This window comes from Shewanella sp. AS1, assembly GCF_021412565.1.
GTDB lineage: Bacteria > Pseudomonadota > Gammaproteobacteria > Enterobacterales > Shewanellaceae > Shewanella.
The window spans coordinates 85,987-101,229 of sequence record NZ_JAKCLJ010000006.1 but is presented as its reverse complement, the minus strand read 5'-3'; the positions used below and the strand labels follow the sequence as shown (position 1 = coordinate 101,229).

The window sequence follows — 15,243 nt, the reverse complement described above, 5'->3', positions numbered from 1 at the left end:
TTAAAATTGCGGTTGAACCGTTAAGTTAATCTCTTTTAGCTTCTCGTAAACATCGGCTTCCTGTGACACAGGCAGGCGCCCCGCTTTATTGATTGCGGCCTTCGTTGCACGGCACACCACTGAATCGCCAGAGAGAGTCTCACTGCCTGTCACGAAACCATCTCGGGCCAGACGGATAAACACACGGCAGCTCTTGCCACGCATCGACTCATCAACCACTAAGTTGCGTTGGATGGTCGCCCGGATCATAGAGGTATAACGCTGCACTTCGCTGACAACCTGCTTATTGCGCACCTGAGACAAGGCAGCCTGCTCGGCAGCTAGCGCCTCTTGCATCATGCGCTCCTGTTCGGCACGGGCGGCCTCTTCTGCCTTACGTTTACGCTCGGCTTCCTCTTTGCGCTTACGTTCTTCGGCAGCCTTCTTAGCCGCGGCCTCTTCCTGTTTACGTTTAGCTTCAGCCTTAGCAGCCGCTTCTTCTGCTGCCTTACGCTCGGCTTCTTTCTTCTTACGCTGCGCCTCAGCCTGTGCGGCTTTCTCTTTCTCTTGCTGCTCTTTTAGCTTGGCGGCTTTCGCCGCATTGGCCGCATTTTGCGTCTCTATCTCTTTTTGCTTACGCTCTTGTTCAAGTTTCTTAATGCGCGCCTGCTCCCGTTCACGGGCTAGCTTGGCTTCCTGTGCCTGTCTGTCCAGCTCATCCTGACGGGCTTTCTCTTTACGCTCCGCCTCACGCTTTTCGGCTTTAAGCTTCTCGACATGCTCGGCAACTTTCTGCTGATTGACTACCACAGCCTGAACCGCTGGGGCGCTCGCCTGAGGCACAACTTTGGGCTTTTCATCGAAATCTACACCCATGGCAACAATCACTATCACGCCAATGTGAATGGCAGCTGAGATAACAAGCGGTACCCTAAAATCTGATTTTTCAGCCACCCGTTACTCCTCCGGTGAATCTGTCATCAAACCAACCGATGGCACACCAGCCCCTTGCAAACTCACCATAAGCTGGATCACTTTCTCATAGGGAATGTGTCTGTCGGCCTTGACCACGACCGGGCGCTCAGGTTCGAGCTGAATAATGGCGCCCACGCGAACTGCCACCTCTTCCAGATCTAAGGTCTCTTTAGAGCCGCTGCCGCCCACATCTAGGTAATAATCACCATCGGCATCGATGGACGCCACCACGGGCGGCTTGCTGTCAGCCGGTAACGCCTCGGCCTCACCCTGTGGCAGATCCACCTTCACCCCTTGGGTCACAATTGGCGCTGTCACCATGAAGATGATCAAGAGCACCAACATCACGTCTATGTAAGGCACAACGTTGATCTCAGCAACGGGCCGCCGACGCTTACGTTGATAACCTTGCTGCATTACACCGCTTCCTTATCGCTATAGGCCTGACGATGCAAGATACTGGAGAACTCCTCCATAAAGTTGGCGTAGGTCATCTCGATTTTATCGACTTGGGTAGAGAAGCGGTTATAAGCGATAACGGCAGGAATCGCCGCAAACAGACCCATGGCGGTAGCGATAAGTGCCTCGGCAATACCGGGCGCTACCATGGCAAGGGTCGCATTTTCTACCGCACCTAGGGCGATAAAGGAGTTCATGATCCCCCAAACTGTACCAAACAGGCCGATATAAGGACTGGTTGAGCCAATAGTAGCCAGCAGCGGCAGATTGGTTTCGAGCTTCTCCATTTCACGGGATAGTGAAACGCGCATAGCGCGATAGGTACCATCCATCACGGCGCTAGGCACCTTGCCACTTAAATTACTTAATCGGGCATACTCTTTAAATCCGCTGTAAAACAGGTTTTCAAGCCCGGTGTTCCCCTCTTGTCTGGCCGATAACTCTTTATAGAGTTTGTTCAGATCGACCCCTGACCAGAATTTATCTTCAAACTTGAGCGAGCGTTCTCTCGCCGTTGCTAACAGCTTTTTACGCTGAAGGATCACGGCCCATGAAACCACTGATAATGCCAACAGCGTCAGCATGACGAATTTAACCAGTAAACTCGCCTGTAAGAACAATCCAATAAAAGAAATATCAGCTTCCAACGTTAAACTCCTGAACAATATTTTGGGGAATCGCCCTCGGTCTCATGCGTGACAAGGCAACACATGCAACGAGGATCTGAGCCTGGCAATAGACCAAACCCACATCATCAACTAATCGCTGGCTAAATACCAGTGAGGCTTTCTTGATCTCTGTGACCTCAGATTCAACATAAAGGTCCTGCTCAAAACGTGCGGCGACCTTAAAATCCACCTCCGCATTTTTGACCACAAAGGCGATATCATCAGCTAACAACTGAGTCTGTTTCACTCCCATATTCTTGAGCCACTCGGTACGTGCCCGTTCAAAGAAATTGAGATAGTTAGAGTGATACACCACACCGCCGGCATCGGTATCTTCGTAATAGACAGTTATGGGCCAACGAAACATAGATACAAAATACCTAGATAAGCTAAAACAAAGGCCTACTATACCTAGAGCGTAAGCAATTGTGAATGGCTGTAGCGGCCACAAGCCTTGGGATTTTGATAAATGTTTCTTAATGAAAAAGGCCAGAGCAAAACGCATCTGGCCTTTGAGTGACTATTTGATCGGCACTTTTTGATAAAGTCGACCTGTTTTAGGGCGGGTCTAGTTTATCTTAGCCGGTACAGTCAGTCCGAAACTGTGCCACAGGAAGCTATAGATATCGGCAAACTCATCTATCTTCATCGCTGTTGGCTTGCCCGCACCGTGACCTGCCTTAGACTCGATACGCATGATGATTGGCTCATCACCAGTTTGCCTGTCCTGTAACAGGGCGGCAAATTTGAAGCTGTGCAGAGGCACAACGCGATCATCATGATCCGCCGTCATCACCATAGTGGCCGGGTATTCGCGCTCCTGAATATTGTGGTAAGGCGAGTAGGCCAATAGCGCAGGGAACTGCTCGGCATTATCGGCACTGCCATATTCACTGGTCCAGGCCCAACCAATGGTGAATTTGTGGAAGCGCAACATGTCCAGCACGCCAACTGCCGGTAACACTGCGGCAAACAGATCCGGGCGCTGGGTTAACGCGGCCCCCATCAACAAGCCACCATTACTTCGGCCATAGGCCCCCAGTTTGCTGCTATTGGTGTAGTTGTTATCGATCAGGTACTGCGCGGCGGCATAATAATCATCAAACACATTTTGTTTCTTATCGAAAGTACCTGCCTGATGCCAGCTTTCACCATACTCGGCGCCACCACGAAGGTTTGGCACGGCATAGATACCGCCCATGTCCATCCAGGCGATATTGGCCGGACTAAAACGTGGCGTCAGTGAGATGGAGAAACCGCCGTAGGCGTATAGCAAAGTTGGATTGTTACCGTCTAGCTTCACCCCTTTTTTATAGGAGATCATCATAGGCACGCGAGTCCCATCCTTGCTCTGGTAAAACACCTGCTCAGAGACATAGTCGTCCGGGTTAAATGACACCTTAGGTTTAGCGTACAGTGTCGATTTATTGCTCTTGAAATCAAACTTGTAGGTGGTTTCTGCCTGTACATAACTGTTGAAGGTGTAATAGAAGTAATCTTTTGAACGCTTACCGTAAGGACCGGCTACCTTGCCTTTACCCGGCAAGGTGACATCCTGACGTTTAACCCCGTTCATGCTGAAGATAGACAACTGACCTAACACATCGTGTAAATAACTCACCACTAAGTGATCATTGATGATAGAGATACCCGCAATAGGATCGCTCGATTCAGGAATAATGGTTTTCCAGTTCGCTTTATCCGGCTGATTGACGTTAATGGCGATCACCTTGCCATTAGGTGCATCGAGATCTGTCTTGAAGTAGAACACTGACTTGTCGTTGCCTAGGAAGCTATATTCGGCTTCCAGATCGGCAATCAGCTCAACGACCTGTGCATTCTTATCGGTCAGCGACTTATAGAAAAAGCGATTACGGCTGTCGGTTCCCAGCGAGACGGAGATCAGTAGATAATCCCCTTTATCGCTCACCGTTGAATAGAAACCCCAATCTTTATTCTGTGGGCGCTCATAAATCAGTTGGTCTTCAGATTGAGACGTGCCTAGCTTATGGAAATAGACTTTCTGATTGAAGTTCACATCGGCTAGCAGGTTACCCCCCTCGGGAGCATCGTAGCGGGAATAGAAAACACCTTGGTTGTCTTTGGTCCACTGCGCACTAGAAAATTTAATCCATTTCAGTTCATCAAGCAGTTTGTTACCACTGGCGACATCGACAAACTGCCACTGCTGCCAATCAGAACCCGACTTAGACACACCATAGGCGATAGTCTTACCATCGTTGCTGATAGAAACACCGCTTAATGCCACTGTGCCATCGGTTGAGAGCTGGTTGGGATCCAGTACCACTTTCTCTTTGCCATCTTTGGTTTTGACATAGAGTACAGATTGCGCCTGCAGGCCATCGTTTCGATAATAAAAAGTATTACTACCGTACTCCATGGGCGCTGAAATTTTTTCATAATTCCATAGCTGAGTAATGCGCTCGACAATCGCCTGTTTATTTTCGATTTGGGCGAGATAATCCTGCCCAGCCTGTTGCTGTTGTTTAACCCAGGCCTGAGTGACTTCATTATCCTGCTCTAAATAACGATAAGGATCAGAAACTTCAACGCCGTGAATGGTTTCTGTTACGCCCTGTGGCGTCGAAGTCTGTGTGGTATCGGGTGATGTCAGATTGTGCTGACACCCCACCAGTGCCAGTGAAAAACTGGCTAACAAGAATGGCTTATTGATTAACGTTTTTAGAAGCATCTAACCTATCCTAGTATCAAGTTATTATTCCTAACCTTTCTGTGAGCTACCGCTCATAACGCTCTACTATACAAGTAAAAAAAAACCGCGCAATGGGCTAGAAATATTCAATAACATTTAAATAAAACCCGTTTGTTAATAAAAAAACAACATAGATAAATTAATAAAACGTCAGTTTATGCACAAAAAGTGCTTAACTCATCGTAAACTTATAAAATAACTGAATTTGACGATAAACCGTGCCCATTAAATCATTAGTTTTACTAATCCAAAATAGTATTTTTTCTAGTTTGTGTTAAAAAGAGAGCCCACTATAATGAGCCTCGTTTTCAGGAAGTGTCTAGTCGATGTAACTTTGCCGACTATGTAATTTTACCGACTATGATTTGAAAACAGGAACACGCGAAATCATGTGCCTGGCACGTGAATTCATCCCTGGTTCTTATGCTTAATTTCTTCCTTCAATTTGTTGATTGCAATTACTTATTTTGCGGCCCACTTAATCACTTAAGTGGGCTCTTTTTTTTACCTTAAATAAATGTCACCAACAAAAAGCCCAGCATCTGCCGGGCTCTTAACGTATCTTAATTAGTTACTAGAGTGGAATGTAACCTAGAGAGGATTGTGCCTTAAAGAGGCTTACTCAAGCGGATCACCACACGACGGTTGCGACTACGCTCATCTATAGTCGCATTGGATGCCACATGACGACGCTCGCCATGACCTGCAGTCAAGATCCTTTCCTGTGGTATACCAGCATCCACGAACAGATTTTTAATCGATTGAGCCCGCTTCTCTGACATCTTGTCATTGACGCTTCTGCCACCATAACTGTCGGTATAGGCATCCACCAACACCAGCTCCACCTCGGGATCGTAAGCGAGGTATTGCTTAACCTTGGCAATTTGCGCCTTGGATGAGCGGGTGAGCTGCGCGCCGCCAAACTCATAGGTCAATACAGTAAAGGCGATATCCTCAAAGCTGTAGGGCAACAGATTAGCCAAACAGGAGCGAAAATCATTGTACTTGCGTCTGAAGTTGGCCGCTGACAGACCCACTGTCACTTTGTCGGCACGATTATACCAATCCTCATAATAAAAGGTCGGCTGCATCCCCCGCTCTAACTCATTGAGCATCGACCAGGCGGCGTTTTTCGGCACCTCACCATTAAAATATTTCTGATAAGTCAGGTTCGTAATGGATCTGGCCTTAACACCAGGGCGCCAAGGCGGTGCCATGCTCATCAGTTTGGCATCTGTCACCGCATCGGGTTTGACCCACATATCTAAGGTAAAATTCAGATCATGCTCTTTACCCGCACGGCTGCTAAAAATGGCTTTCCCATAGGAGGGAATTTCATGCTCCAATTGACACAGGATCGGCGTATTATCACTAAGATGCCACTGGGACTGCTCTAAAGATGCCACATAATGACGTAGCTCAGCCTGAACTGTCATCGACATACCTATACCTAAACACAATGCGATAGCTAATAGCACCCTCATGCCCATAAAGCATTACTCTCCGAAATAACGTTACTTACCCCTATCGGCCTATTTTGCTATTCCTTTAGCCTATATATTCATCAATCGAACATGACAGCGTATAGCCGATACTTCATAATACCCACCTGCTCACTATTTTGGATATGTTGATGACTGAGATTTGCAACGCGAACAAATTGAAACACAGATTTAGAGGCTATTTTCCTGTAGTCATTGATGTCGAAACTGCAGGTTTTAATGCCCAAACCGATGCGTTGCTTGAAATTGCCGTCACCCTGTTGAAGATGGATGAGCAAGGGTTCTTAGTGCTGGACAAAACACTGCATTATCATATTGAACCGTTCGAAGGAGCCAATCTCGAACCCGAGGCCCTGGCTTTTAATGGCATAGACCCAAGCAATCCGCTGCGCGGCGCAGTTACCGAGAAAGAGGCTTTTTTAGAGATTTTTAAAGAGGTCAAGAAAGCCCAGAAAGCTGCCGACTGCCATCGCAGTATTATCGTGGCCCATAATGCGGCATTCGATCATGGATTTGTCACTCAGGCAATTGAACGCAACGGCCTGAAACGCACGCCTTTCCATCCTTTTGCCACCTTCGATACCGCTGCCCTGTCGGGACTCTCCGTGGGTCATACTGTACTGGCACAAGCCTGTCGAATTGCGGGGATCGAGTTCGACAATAAAGAAGCGCATTCGGCGCTATACGATACTGAGCGCACCGCAGAGCTGTTTTGCTACATAGTCAATCGCTGGAAAACCTTAGGTGGCTGGCCCATGTTGAGTGAAGCAACCAGTGATAACTCTGGCACTGGCACTGGCACTGGCAGTAAAAGCGAATAGCGAAACAAACAAATGTGTAGAGTCATTCCTTCGTCGCTAACATATAAACGCTACACGCTGACATAAAAACGCTAAGCGCTGGCATTCAAATGAGTAACAGGCATAAAAAAGCTGCGCTTACATTAAGTAAGCACAGCTCTTAAGCTAAAAGCTAAATCTCTCGATTACAGCTCAGCAGCATTTTCAGTCAGGTAAGACGCAACGCCGTCTGGACTTGCATTCATACCTTTGTCACCTTTTTCCCAACCCGCTGGACATACATCACCATGCTCTTCATGGAATTGCAGTGCATCGATCATACGTAGCATCTCATCTACGTTACGACCTAGTGGCAGATCGTTAACGACCTGATGACGTACCATGCCTTCTTTGTCGATCAAGAAAGAACCACGGAAAGCCACACCGGCTTCTGGATGCTCAACATCGTATGCTTTACAGATGTCATGCTTAACGTCAGCAACTAGTGTGTATTGAACATGGCCAATACCACCTTTTTCTACTGGGGTGTTACGCCATGCATTGTGAGTAAATTGAGAGTCGATAGAAACACCGATCACTTCAACACCGCGCTTTTTGAATTCTTCCATACGGTGATCAAAGGCGATCAATTCAGATGGGCAAACGAAAGTAAAATCAAGTGGGTAGAAAAAGACGACTGTTGGCTTACCTTTAATTGCTTCGCTTAGGTTAAAGCTATCGACAATTTCACCATTACCAAGAACAGCTGCAGCAGTAAAATCAGGAGCCGGACGGCCTACTAATACGCTCATTTTATATCTCCATCTATGGATTGAAAAAGCTTCGAATTTTGAAACAAAATCATTATAAGGAGTCACTGAGCAGATACAAGCGATTTGCGACCTTTGTCACCTTTTTTGGCTAATACAGGGGTATTTGCCCAATAAGCGTGCAGTAAAGCCGATTATGAAGCAGTTACAGATCGCAATTTTACTGAAAAGTAAAATACTGTTCGCTAATACACCAGTTATTTCGATGCAAAACTTATATTAGCTGGACAAGGGATACAAATACTGTCAAAAATAGTCTTTTAACATTTAATATTTAGTCAGAAAGAATCGATATGAATGCAGTCGTTATTGCTGTTTGCCTGATGCTGGGATTAAGCTTGGCTCGGGTAAATGTAGTTATCGCACTCACAGTCAGTGCGCTCGTGGCCGGCTTAATTGGTGGCCTGGATCTTCAACATACTATCGACGCCTTTAATACCGGCCTTGGCGGTGGTGCTCAAATTGCGCTGAGCTATGCACTGCTCGGCGCCTTTGCCGTTGCCCTCTCGCACTCGGGTCTAACGACTTTGATTTCGCGCAAGGTGATCTCACAGCTAGGCCAAGAGGAAAACCAGACCAATATCACTCGAGTGCGCTGGATATTGCTGTTTGCCATTCTTCTGATGTCAATTGCATCACAAAACGTATTACCTATCCATATCGCCTTTATCCCAATTTTGATCCCGCCTCTGCTGCATGTGATGTCAAAACTGCGTATGGACCGTCGCCTGGTCGCCTGTGTGCTCACCTTCGGCTTAGTCACCACTTATATGATTTTGCCTATCGGTTTTGGTGGCATCTTCCTCAACGACATCTTGCTGGCGAACCTTAACAGCAACGACCTTAACGCCGTTAGAGAGCAAATTCCTGGCGCCATGCTCATTCCCGCAATTGGCATGATCTTAGGTTTATTGGTCGCGGTATTTATCAGCTACCGTAAGCCAAGGGATTATGAAGAAGAGGTGATTTTAGCAGCAGAGCCGGAAGAGAAGCTCAACCCACGCAACATCACCATCGCCCTCATCGCTATTGTGGCCACCCTAGTGGTACAGCTTTATACCGATTCGATGATTTTCGGCGCCTTGATTGGCTTTATTATCTTCAGCTTCTCTGGCGCGCTTAAGCATGTTGCCGATCAGGATATCTTTAACCAAGGGGTGCGCATGATGGCCAATATCGGCTTTATCATGATAGCTGCCGCCGGCTTTGCCGCTGTGGTCAAAGAAACCGGTGATGTCGCCACTCTGGTTGAGTCCTTGTCTCATCTGATTGGCAACAATCAGGCCTTAGCTGCGTTCTTAATGCTGCTGGTCGGTCTGTTGATCACCATGGGTATTGGCTCATCGTTTTCAACCATTCCCATTATCGCCACTATCTATGTTCCACTGGCGATAAGCTTTGGTTTCTCAATTCCAGCCACGATTGCCCTGGTCGGCACGGCCGCAGCCTTAGGTGACGCAGGTTCGCCAGCTTCCGATTCGACCTTAGGCCCCACCGCTGGTCTGAATGCCGATGGCCAGCACGATCATATTCGCGACAGCGTGATCCCAACCTTTATTCACTACAACATTCCACTGTTAGTGTTTGGCTGGATAGCCGCCATGGTGCTGTAACTCTGAGATGAAAAAGTGCGTTAAGCGCACTTCATTCAGAAAAACAAAAAGGAGCCAATGGCTCCTTTTTGTTTTTAACGCTTATCGACTATATCTTATCAACTGTGCTTATCAACTCAGTAGTTAAGACTATTTAGTACCGAAAATCTTATCACCGGCATCACCCAGACCAGGTAAGATGTAACCGTTTTCATTGAGACACTTATCGATAGAAGCTGTGTAGAGTTCAATATCTGGATGTGCTTTCTCTAACGCGGCGATACCTTCTGGCGCTGCAACCAGTACCAGAGCCTTAATCGAGGTGCAGCCACGATCTTTAAGTAGATCAATGGTTGAGATCATCGAGCCACCTGTCGCCAACATAGGGTCAACCACTAAGGCGATACGCTCTTCCATATTACTCGCGAGTTTCTCAAAGTAAGGCACAGGCTCTAGGGTTTCTTCATCGCGGTAAATCCCCACTACCGAGATACGGGCGCTGGGCACGTGCTCAAGCACGCCGTCCATCATCCCAAGACCTGCGCGCAAAATAGGAACTACTGTGACTTTCTTCCCTTTAATCTGCTCAATATCAACCGGACCATTCCAGCCTTCAATAGTCACTTTTTCCGTTTCAAGATCCGCAGTCGCTTCGTAGGTCAATAAACTGCCCACTTCCGCTGCAAGTTCACGAAAACGCTTGGTACTGATATCGCCTTCGCGCATTAATCCAATTTTATGACGTACTAGAGGGTGCTTGACTTCGACCACTTTCATCGTCTTCTCCTGATATGATGTCGGTATTTTTTTAGCAAATTTCAAAGATCTTAGTAGATTTAGCCCATATCGAAAACATAAAGTTTTACTGACACAGCAAATCGTGACCTATGTCCATTTGATTATTCCAAATCATTACTTTCTCGCCTGCTGACAAGCTGATAGAATAGCGCCGCATAAAAATCCAATAACGATGTACCCGAGAGGATCCTCCGTGAGCACTCCTACCCAGCTAAGCTATAAAGATGCAGGTGTTGATATCGACGCAGGCAACGCCCTTGTAGAAAATATCAAAACAGCCGTAAAACGTACCCACCGCCCTGAAGTCATGGGCAACCTAGGTGGCTTTGGTGCCCTTTGTGAGCTACCAACTAAGTACAAACACCCAGTTCTAGTTTCCGGCACCGATGGTGTTGGTACCAAGCTTAGACTGGCTATCGACTACAAAAAGCACGACAGTGTGGGTGTCGATCTTGTGGCCATGTGCGTTAACGATCTTATCGTTGCCGGTGCAGAGCCTCTGTTCTTCCTAGATTACTACGCCACTGGCAAACTCGATGTTGAAACGGCAACCTCTGTCGTCAACGGTATCGCCGATGGCTGCGCCCAGGCAGGCTGTGCATTAATTGGTGGTGAAACTGCTGAAATGCCAGGCATGTACGAAGGTGAAGACTACGACTTAGCCGGCTTCTGCGTCGGTGTGGTCGAGAAGGAAGACGTATTAGATGGCAGCAAAGTGGTTGCCGGTGATGCACTGATTGCACTCGCCTCTAGCGGTCCTCACTCAAACGGTTATTCCCTGATCCGTAAAGTGCTCGAAGTGAGCAAAGCCGATCCTCAGCAACTGCTGGAAGGCAAGGCGCTTATCGATCACCTGGTCGAACCGACTAAGATTTACGTTAAGCCGCTGCTTAAGCTGCTTGAACAAAATGACGTGCACGCTATGGCGCACATTACAGGCGGCGGATTCTGGGAAAATATTCCCCGCGTGTTACCAGAAACCACTAAAGCCGTGGTACAAGGTGACTCTTGGCAGTGGCCAACCGTTTTCAACTGGTTGATGGAAAACGGCAATATCTCTGAGTTTGAGATGTACCGTACCTTTAACTGCGGTGTGGGTATGATCATCGCCCTGCCACAGGATCAGGTCGACAGTGCCCTATCACTGCTTAACGGCGAAGGCGAAAATGCCTGGCTTATCGGTAACATTGCCACGCGCAATGGCGATGAAGAGCAGGTGGAGATCATCTAATGCCTGAGCGCTGTCGCATAGTCGTATTAATCTCAGGTAATGGCTCTAACCTTCAGGCCATTATCGACAGTTGTGATGATAACCTGCAAGCCAACTTGGTCGGCGTTATCAGTAATAAACCTGATGCCTACGGCTTAGTGCGCGCGCATCACAATGAGATTGATACCAGCTGCGTGATCGCCCATCAAGGAGAAAGCCGCGCTGAGTATGACGCTCGCTTACAATCGGCACTCGATAAATACCAGCCAGATCTTATCGTTCTGGCGGGTTTTATGCGGATCTTAAGTGATGAGTTTGTCGAGCGTTACCAAGGCCGCATGCTTAATATTCATCCCTCTTTGTTACCTAAATATGCCGGGCTGAACACACATCAGCGTGCCATTGATGCCAGTGACGACGAACACGGTGCCTCAGTGCATTTTGTGATCCCAGCATTGGATGCTGGTCCGGTAATTTTGCAAGCCAAAGTGCCCGTCTATCCTGAAGATGATGCCGAACTTCTGGCGCAACGAGTGCATGAACAAGAGCATGCCATCTACCCTCTCGTGGTGCGATGGTTTACTCAAAACCGGCTGAAAATGACAGAAGGTGTGGCCTATTTAGACGACCAAGCTCTGCCTCCTATGGGATATGCAGCTGACTAATTAGCTCAACTGACCTCATCCAACTTTTAAAGAGATCTGCAGATCTCTTTTTTATTGCCTGTTTATTCTCCCCTTCGAGATAAAATTAATCGGTAAATCTGATTGTTTTTAAGCCCTATTTGGTTTTAGATAAACTCAGATGATGGTTAATAACTCTATGGGAAGTAGCATGAAAAATGTAATTTGCGATATCGATGGCGTACTGCTGCACGACAATAGATTGATCCCAGGCAGTGATCAGTTTATTCATCGTATTTTGGATCAGGGAAACCCATTAGTCATACTGACTAACTATCCAGTGCAAACGGGAAAAGATCTGCAAAATCGGTTAGGTGCTGCAGGCATAAAAGTGCCAGAAGCCTGTTTCTACACCTCGGCTATGGCCACCGCCGACTTCCTCAAACATCAGACGGGCGACAAAGCCTATGTGATTGGTGAAGGTGCCCTAACCCATGAACTCTACAAGGCCGGCTTTACCATCACAGATATCAATCCCGATTTTGTTATCGTGGGCGAAACCCGCTCTTACAACTGGGAGATGATCCATAAAGCCGCGCAGTTTATTGCCGCAGGCGCCCGCTTTATCGCAACCAACCCAGATACCCACGGCCCGGCGCACAGCCCAGCTTGCGGCGCACTGTGTGCACCGATTGAGCGTATCTGCGGTCGCCGACCTTTCTATGTGGGCAAACCCAGCTCCTGGATCATCCGCAGCGCCCTTAACCATATTGGTGGTCACTCAGACAATACTGTCATAGTCGGTGACAATATGCGTACCGATATTCTCGCCGGCTTTCAGGCTGGTTTGGAAACTATTTTAGTGACCAGCGGCGTGAGTCAGCTTGGCGATATCGACAAAGAGCCCTTTAGACCAAACCACATCTTCGATTGTGCTGGTGACATAGACGTTATTTAACCCGAGCGGCTGTATCCGCACTATCTGAACTACCTACACAAGTTGCACTATCTGAATTACCTGCGCTATCCACATTCAAGGGGCTGATATTCAGCCCCGTTCAATGTATCTTTGGGAACACTTTTCACATTTCTCAATCGTTACAATGAGTAACATTTTAATCCCCTGAAACACTTGATAAAACCAGACAGCTTATTATGATACCTGTGTTAATTTTTCGTGCTATTTTTGCAAGATTTCAGCGAAGACCAATAACAATAAATAACGATAAACATAGGATCATTCATGCGATTACTCCTAAGCGCGTGCGCTATCGCTTTACTCAGTGCTTGCAGTCAACATTCAGCTCAAGATCACGCCAGTGATTCGGCTGTAGAATTGAACGAAGCCCGCTTTCGTCAAGATATCCAAACCCTGTCATCGGATAGATTCGAAGGCCGCGCGCCCACCACTCATGGTGAAACCTTAACCTTAGATTATCTCACCAAGGCGTTCGCCGCTGCGGGGCTCGAAGGTGCCAATAACGGCAGTTACCTGCAGGCCGTGCCTATGGTGAGTTATACCGCCAGTGAAGATCAGAAGATAACCCTCGGCGGGCTCCCCATGAGCTATCGCAAGGATGTTGTCTTCTCAAGCCGCCATGATAATCACAAAGTCGATATCAAGGATGCCCCGCTGGTATTTGTGGGTTATGGCATCAATGCGCCCGAGTATGATTGGAACGACTATCAGGGCTTAGATATGCAAGGCAAAATCGCCGTTATCTTAGTTAACGATCCTGGTTTTGCCCTGCCCGATTCAGGTAAGTTCAACGGTAAAGCCATGACCTACTATGGCCGCTGGACCTATAAGTATGAAGAGGCCAGCCGTCAGGGGGCGCTCGGGGCCATCATAATCCATGACACACAACCTGCGGCCTATCCCTGGTCTGTGGTTGAAAACAGCTGGACCGGGCCACAGCAAGATCTGGTACTGGATAAAGCGACTCAGGATAGCCGAGTCCAAGTCGAAGGCTGGATAACCAAAGAGAAAGCCAGCGAACTGTTTAACAGAGCAGGCTTATCCTTAGAAGACTTGAGCCAGCGCGCTGCGACACAGGCACTCAATGCTTCACTTAACCAAAGTGCCGACATAACTTTTGCCAATCAGGCCAAATACGCCAACAGCTATAACGTGGTTGCCACCCTACCCGGCACGACGGCCAGTGATGAACACCTGCTGTTCACCGCCCATTGGGATCATATTGGCAAAGATCCCAACAAAGAAGGCGATCAGATCTACAATGGCGCATTAGACAATGCCTCTGGCACGGCCGGGATTTTAGAAATTGCTCGTCAATTTGCCCAGCAAGCGAAAGATGGTCATCCCCTCAAGCGTTCAATCACCTTTGTTGCGACCACAGGTGAAGAACAGGGGCTATTAGGCTCACAATATTATGCTGCTAATCCTCTGTATCCTCTAGATAAAACCGTGGGCGTGTTTAACTTAGACAGCACCAATATCTATGGTCGCACATCGGATTACACAGTTGTTGGTAAAGGTAAATCCCAGCTTGAGACTTATCTTGCCAAGGCCCTCAGCACCCAGAACCGCACTATGGTAAGTGAGTCACGTCCAGAATCCGGCGGCTTTTTCCGCTCCGATCATTTCAGCTTCGCTAAATATGGGGTTCCAGCTGTGTTTGCCGGTGGCGGCAGCAAGCCTGTCGACGAGGCCACTGCTCAATATAAGGCTCAGATGCAAGAGAAGTTCAAAGGCTGTTATCACAACGTCTGTGATGAATACAGAGCAGATTGGGATCTGTCCGGCGCCCTGGAAGATCTTGGCATCTACTTCCTGGCGGCTAGGACCCTGGCCAACAGTGACGACTGGCCCGGCTACTATCAGGGAACCGAGTTTCACCGATTACGCCCGGCGCAAGAATAATCGCGAATAAGTATTATCCCGGAGATAAAACCACACAAAAAGGCTTCTAATATGAAGCCTTTTTGCTCATTTAATAACCAAAAAATCACCTGATGAACTTATACTTAAGAATCTTAAGATGAGCTGATTAATTGCTAAAACACACAGCAAAAACAGCCTGGCAAATAAATAAAATTCATGAAATCAGGAAAATTTTTAATGATTATCTAT

The 15,243-nt window shown here is 47.6% G+C and carries 14 protein-coding genes; 6 read left to right on the top strand and 8 right to left on the bottom strand.

Annotated features, from left to right (window positions below; genetic code table 11):
* From tolA to LZP69_RS10110, 6 genes are all read right to left on the bottom strand, one after another.
* The gene (tolA, locus tag LZP69_RS10135; RefSeq protein ID WP_234200358.1) at positions 1 to 933 is read right to left on the bottom strand and encodes a cell envelope integrity protein TolA; all 933 of its coding nucleotides are present in this window, start codon (positions 931 to 933) and stop codon (positions 1 to 3) included.
* 3 nt (positions 934 to 936) lie between these two features.
* A complete protein-coding gene (gene tolR / locus LZP69_RS10130) occupies positions 937 to 1,371 on the bottom strand; it encodes a protein TolR (protein ID WP_234200357.1) in 435 nt (144 codons plus the stop codon).
* The gene (gene tolQ / locus LZP69_RS10125; RefSeq protein WP_234200356.1) at positions 1,371 to 2,060 is read right to left on the bottom strand and encodes a protein TolQ; all 690 of its coding nucleotides are present in this window, start codon (positions 2,058 to 2,060) and stop codon (positions 1,371 to 1,373) included. The genes tolR and tolQ overlap by 1 nt, the downstream gene beginning before the upstream one ends.
* Positions 2,050 to 2,448, bottom strand: coding sequence for a tol-pal system-associated acyl-CoA thioesterase (ybgC, locus tag LZP69_RS10120; RefSeq protein ID WP_234200355.1), 399 nt, complete (start codon positions 2,446 to 2,448; stop codon positions 2,050 to 2,052). Before ybgC ends, tolQ begins: the two co-directional genes overlap by 11 nt.
* Positions 2,449 to 2,649: 201 nt before the next feature.
* Positions 2,650 to 4,794, bottom strand: coding sequence for a prolyl oligopeptidase family serine peptidase (locus LZP69_RS10115; RefSeq protein WP_234200354.1), 2,145 nt, complete (start codon positions 4,792 to 4,794; stop codon positions 2,650 to 2,652).
* Positions 4,795 to 5,423: 629 nt separating this feature from the next.
* Positions 5,424 to 6,257 (bottom strand): flagellar protein MotY, encoded by an 834-nt coding sequence (locus tag LZP69_RS10110; RefSeq protein ID WP_234200353.1) that lies wholly within the window; start codon positions 6,255 to 6,257, stop codon positions 5,424 to 5,426.
* A 191-nt stretch (positions 6,258 to 6,448) separates the two neighbouring features.
* On the opposite strand from LZP69_RS10110, the gene rnt reads away from it, so the two are divergent.
* A complete protein-coding gene (rnt, locus tag LZP69_RS10105) occupies positions 6,449 to 7,138 on the top strand; it encodes a ribonuclease T (protein ID WP_234200352.1) in 690 nt (229 codons plus the stop codon).
* Positions 7,139 to 7,302: 164 nt separating this feature from the next.
* Here the strand turns inward: rnt and LZP69_RS10100 are convergent, their stop codons facing one another.
* A complete protein-coding gene (locus tag LZP69_RS10100; protein ID WP_234200350.1) occupies positions 7,303 to 7,908 on the bottom strand; it encodes a peroxiredoxin C in 606 nt (201 codons plus the stop codon).
* Between the two features lie 311 nt (positions 7,909 to 8,219).
* On the opposite strand from LZP69_RS10100, the gene LZP69_RS10095 reads away from it, so the two are divergent.
* Positions 8,220 to 9,539 (top strand): Na+/H+ antiporter family protein, encoded by a 1,320-nt coding sequence (locus LZP69_RS10095; protein WP_234200348.1) that lies wholly within the window; start codon positions 8,220 to 8,222, stop codon positions 9,537 to 9,539.
* Positions 9,540 to 9,668: 129 nt separating this feature from the next.
* Here the strand turns inward: LZP69_RS10095 and upp are convergent, their stop codons facing one another.
* Positions 9,669 to 10,295 (bottom strand): uracil phosphoribosyltransferase, encoded by a 627-nt coding sequence (gene upp / locus LZP69_RS10090; RefSeq protein ID WP_234200345.1) that lies wholly within the window; start codon positions 10,293 to 10,295, stop codon positions 9,669 to 9,671.
* 214 nt (positions 10,296 to 10,509) lie between these two features.
* Here upp and purM point away from each other — a divergent pair, with 214 nt between their 5' ends.
* The 4 genes from purM to LZP69_RS10070 all read left to right on the top strand — a co-directional run bounded on the left by purM (position 10,510) and on the right by LZP69_RS10070 (position 15,033).
* Positions 10,510 to 11,547: a phosphoribosylformylglycinamidine cyclo-ligase gene (gene purM, locus LZP69_RS10085; RefSeq protein ID WP_234200344.1), complete on the top strand. Its 1,038-nt coding sequence runs from the start codon at positions 10,510 to 10,512 to the stop codon at positions 11,545 to 11,547.
* On the top strand, positions 11,547 to 12,191 hold the full coding sequence (gene purN, locus LZP69_RS10080) for a phosphoribosylglycinamide formyltransferase (protein ID WP_234200343.1): 645 nt from the start codon (positions 11,547 to 11,549) through the stop codon (positions 12,189 to 12,191). Before purM ends, purN begins: the two co-directional genes overlap by 1 nt.
* 169 nt (positions 12,192 to 12,360) lie before the next feature.
* The gene (locus LZP69_RS10075; RefSeq protein ID WP_234200335.1) at positions 12,361 to 13,107 is read left to right on the top strand and encodes an HAD-IIA family hydrolase; all 747 of its coding nucleotides are present in this window, start codon (positions 12,361 to 12,363) and stop codon (positions 13,105 to 13,107) included.
* Between the two features lie 285 nt (positions 13,108 to 13,392).
* Positions 13,393 to 15,033 (top strand): M28 family metallopeptidase, encoded by a 1,641-nt coding sequence (locus tag LZP69_RS10070; RefSeq protein WP_234200334.1) that lies wholly within the window; start codon positions 13,393 to 13,395, stop codon positions 15,031 to 15,033.
* Positions 15,034 to 15,243: the final 210 nt, after the last annotated feature.

Coding starts and splice junctions, on each gene's coding strand:
- rnt (WP_234200352.1), top strand. CDS start 6,449: ATGACTGAGATTTGCAACGCGAACAAATTGAAACACAGATTTAGAGGC.
- tolR (WP_234200357.1), bottom strand. CDS start 1,371: ATGCAGCAAGGTTATCAACGTAAGCGTCGGCGGCCCGTTGCTGAGATC.
- upp (WP_234200345.1), bottom strand. CDS start 10,295: ATGAAAGTGGTCGAAGTCAAGCACCCTCTAGTACGTCATAAAATTGGA.
- LZP69_RS10110 (WP_234200353.1), bottom strand. CDS start 6,257: ATGTCGATGACAGTTCAGGCTGAGCTACGTCATTATGTGGCATCTTTA.
- ybgC (WP_234200355.1), bottom strand. CDS start 2,448: ATGTTTCGTTGGCCCATAACTGTCTATTACGAAGATACCGATGCCGGC.
- LZP69_RS10070 (WP_234200334.1), top strand. CDS start 13,393: ATGCGATTACTCCTAAGCGCGTGCGCTATCGCTTTACTCAGTGCTTGC.
- purN (WP_234200343.1), top strand. CDS start 11,547: ATGCCTGAGCGCTGTCGCATAGTCGTATTAATCTCAGGTAATGGCTCT.
- LZP69_RS10075 (WP_234200335.1), top strand. CDS start 12,361: ATGAAAAATGTAATTTGCGATATCGATGGCGTACTGCTGCACGACAAT.
- LZP69_RS10095 (WP_234200348.1), top strand. CDS start 8,220: ATGAATGCAGTCGTTATTGCTGTTTGCCTGATGCTGGGATTAAGCTTG.
- LZP69_RS10100 (WP_234200350.1), bottom strand. CDS start 7,908: ATGAGCGTATTAGTAGGCCGTCCGGCTCCTGATTTTACTGCTGCAGCT.
- LZP69_RS10115 (WP_234200354.1), bottom strand. CDS start 4,794: ATGCTTCTAAAAACGTTAATCAATAAGCCATTCTTGTTAGCCAGTTTT.